The sequence below is a fragment of the Roseovarius nanhaiticus genome (assembly GCF_900156535.1).
Lineage (GTDB): Bacteria > Pseudomonadota > Alphaproteobacteria > Rhodobacterales > Rhodobacteraceae > Roseovarius > Roseovarius nanhaiticus.
In genome coordinates, this window is sequence record NZ_FTNV01000011.1 from 1 (window position 1) to 3,292 (window position 3,292).

At 52.8% G+C, this 3,292-nt stretch carries 2 tRNA genes, 1 rRNA gene and 1 other annotated feature (1 of these 4 cut by a window edge); all 3 genes read left to right on the forward strand.

Annotation, left to right across the window (positions count from 1 at the left end):
- The first annotated feature begins 262 nt into the window (after window positions 1–262).
- The 3 genes from BW975_RS17705 to BW975_RS17715 all read left to right on the forward strand — a co-directional run bounded on the left by BW975_RS17705 (window position 263) and on the right by BW975_RS17715 (window position 2,170).
- A 16S ribosomal RNA gene (locus BW975_RS17705) occupies window positions 263–1,729 on the forward strand.
- Window positions 1,730–1,902: 173 nt separating this feature from the next.
- Window positions 1,903–1,978 (forward strand) — tRNA-Ala (locus BW975_RS17710).
- A 115-nt stretch (window positions 1,979–2,093) separates the two neighbouring features.
- Window positions 2,094–2,170 (forward strand) — tRNA-Ile (locus tag BW975_RS17715).
- Window positions 2,171–2,726: 556 nt separating this feature from the next.
- Window positions 2,727–3,292: a sequence feature (mutual gap in cmsearch alignment for this rRNA model is longer than 100), on the forward strand (it continues 2,988 nt past the right edge of the window).

Sequence of the window (3,292 nt, forward strand, 5' to 3'; positions counted from 1 at the left end):
GGGCTTTTGGGTCCGACGTTTTTTGACATTGATGATATCTGAAGAGATATGTGGGCGGTTTGGTTCATTCGATGAACGATGACTGCACATATATCGCGCTACTAGGGGCAACCCGATGATGTAGTGTCAGCTTCACTGTTTGGACGGCTTTCGGTTTCTGATGAAACCAGAAGCACAGACAAACAGTCGGTCTTGGCCTTAGCCGGTCAAGACTAATATGTGCAGAGGTTCGAACGTCAAGGATAAGCTGGCAACAGCTTTTCAACTTGAGAGTTTGATCCTGGCTCAGAACGAACGCTGGCGGCAGGCTTAACACATGCAAGTCGAGCGCACCTTCGGGTGAGCGGCGGACGGGTTAGTAACGCGTGGGAACGTGCCCTTCTCTACGGAATAGTCTCGGGAAACTGAGGGTAATACCGTATACGCCCTTCGGGGGAAAGATTTATCGGAGAAGGATCGGCCCGCGTTAGATTAGATAGTTGGTGGGGTAATGGCCTACCAAGTCTACGATCTATAGCTGGTTTTAGAGGATGATCAGCAACACTGGGACTGAGACACGGCCCAGACTCCTACGGGAGGCAGCAGTGGGGAATCTTAGACAATGGGCGCAAGCCTGATCTAGCCATGCCGCGTGAGTGATGAAGGTCTTAGGATCGTAAAGCTCTTTCGCCAGGGATGATAATGACAGTACCTGGTAAAGAAACCCCGGCTAACTCCGTGCCAGCAGCCGCGGTAATACGGAGGGGGTTAGCGTTGTTCGGAATTACTGGGCGTAAAGCGCGCGTAGGCGGATTAGAAAGTATGGGGTGAAATCCCAGGGCTCAACCCTGGAACTGCCTCATAAACTACTAGTCTAGAGTTCGAGAGAGGTGAGTGGAATTGTGAGTGTAGAGGTGAAATTCGTAGATATTCACAGGAACACCAGTGGCGAAGGCGGCTCACTGGCTCGATACTGACGCTGAGGTGCGAAAGTGTGGGGAGCAAACAGGATTAGATACCCTGGTAGTCCACACCGTAAACGATGAATGCCAGTCGTCGGGCAGTATACTGTTCGGTGACACACCTAACGGATTAAGCATTCCGCCTGGGGAGTACGGTCGCAAGATTAAAACTCAAAGGAATTGACGGGGGCCCGCACAAGCGGTGGAGCATGTGGTTTAATTCGAAGCAACGCGCAGAACCTTACCAACCCTTGACATGGACATCATACTTTCGAGAGATCGATCGGTCAGTTCGGCTGGATGTCACACAGGTGCTGCATGGCTGTCGTCAGCTCGTGTCGTGAGATGTTCGGTTAAGTCCGGCAACGAGCGCAACCCACATCCCTAGTTGCCAGCAGTTCGGCTGGGCACTCTATGGAAACTGCCCGTGATAAGCGGGAGGAAGGTGTGGATGACGTCAAGTCCTCATGGCCCTTACGGGTTGGGCTACACACGTGCTACAATGGCAGTGACAATGGGTTAATCCCCAAAAGCTGTCTCAGTTCGGATTGGGGTCTGCAACTCGACCCCATGAAGTCGGAATCGCTAGTAATCGCGTAACAGCATGACGCGGTGAATACGTTCCCGGGCCTTGTACACACCGCCCGTCACACCATGGGAGTTGGGCCTACCCGACGGCCGTGCGCTAACCTCTTCGGAGGAGGCAGCGGACCACGGTAAGCTCAGCGACTGGGGTGAAGTCGTAACAAGGTAGCCGTAGGGGAACCTGCGGCTGGATCACCTCCTTTCTAAGGATGTTTCTAGCTATCTCGAGCTTGCTCGGGATCATGAAACACTTAGCACGATCAGCAAACAAAGCTGATCACATCAGTCAGTGCCATTTGGTGCTGATTTGGGCCAATCCGTCCTCATATCTCTTCAGACACTAGGTCCTGCGCTGATGCGCGGGGTTCCAAAGCATGGGGCCTTAGCTCAGCTGGGAGAGCGCCTGATTTGCATTCAGGAGGTCAGGAGTTCGATCCTCCTAGGCTCCACCACTTGGCTTTGCCTTGATATATTTGGCTTGGCCATTCGACCGGGTGCCTCCCGGCGCATTTGCAACGCAAATACGCTTGGTCGCACTCATTGACTTGGTCTTTGCCAATTCAATGTGGGTCGGTAGCTCAGGTGGTTAGAGCGCACGCCTGATAAGCGTGAGGTCGGAGGTTCAAGTCCTCCTCGACCCACCACTCCTCTTGGGGGTGGATTGCTGGAAACCTAGATATCCGATATGATCATCAAGCGCTGCATGGCAGCGTTTGGTCGTCATATCGACGGGGTTTGCACGCGTTTCCTTGAAACGCTTCCGCAAGCTCGGTGAGTTCCCTTCGGGAAATCACCGTCATTGACATCGTAAAGAGAGATACAAAATAACGACACTGTTCGGTGCGCGCGAGTAAGCGTTGCATCTCAGGTGGTGCCGGCGGACTTCGGTCCAAAGGCGAGCGTATGACGTGGTTGCTTCCTCGACCGCCCATGCGTGTGCCAGCTGAAAAAGACGGTGTTGTCCAAGTCAAGTATACTAACCCGGATACAGTTCTGCACGGTTCTGTATCCTGTGTGGCCCGCGAGGGTCGCACATTGTCTGGTCCCAAGCGGGCCAGGCGGGAAACAAAGTATGACTTTTGTTCCAGAACAGAGGCACCCCTTTAGTTACCAGCTGGGGGCGTCGCAGTCAGAAATCATCTTTACGACGTTGCACATCGTGCGGCGGAGGATGGATGCAGTCTGACTTCTTCTGGATCAAATCAAGCGCGAAAAGGGCGTTTGGTGAATGCCTTGGCAGTAAGAGGCGATGAAGGACGTGATACTCTGCGATAAGTCATGGGGAGCTGAGAATAAGCTTTGATCCATGAATTTCCGAATGGGGCAACCCACCTGATACTGTGTTATTACTGACCGCAAGGTCAGCTAATAATGCGGTAAACCAGGTACTTATAGACTGAATACATAGGTTTATAAGAGCAAACCCGGAGAACTGAAACATCTAAGTACCCGGAGGAAAGGACATCAATTGATACTCCCCTAGTAGCGGCGAGCGAACGGGGACCAGCCGAGCCTTGAATGTGAATAGAACGTGTTGGGAAGCACGGCCATAGAGGGTGATAGCCCCGTATATGAAGCACGATAGGACGTATTAAGTAGGGCGGGACACGTGAAATCCTGTCTGAAGATCGGAGGACCACCTTCGAAGGCTAAGTACTCCTTACTGACCGATAGTGAACCAGTACCGTGAGGGAAAGGTGAAAAGCACCCCGACGAGGGGAGTGAAACAGTACCTGAAACCGAACGCCTACAATCAGTCGGAGCCG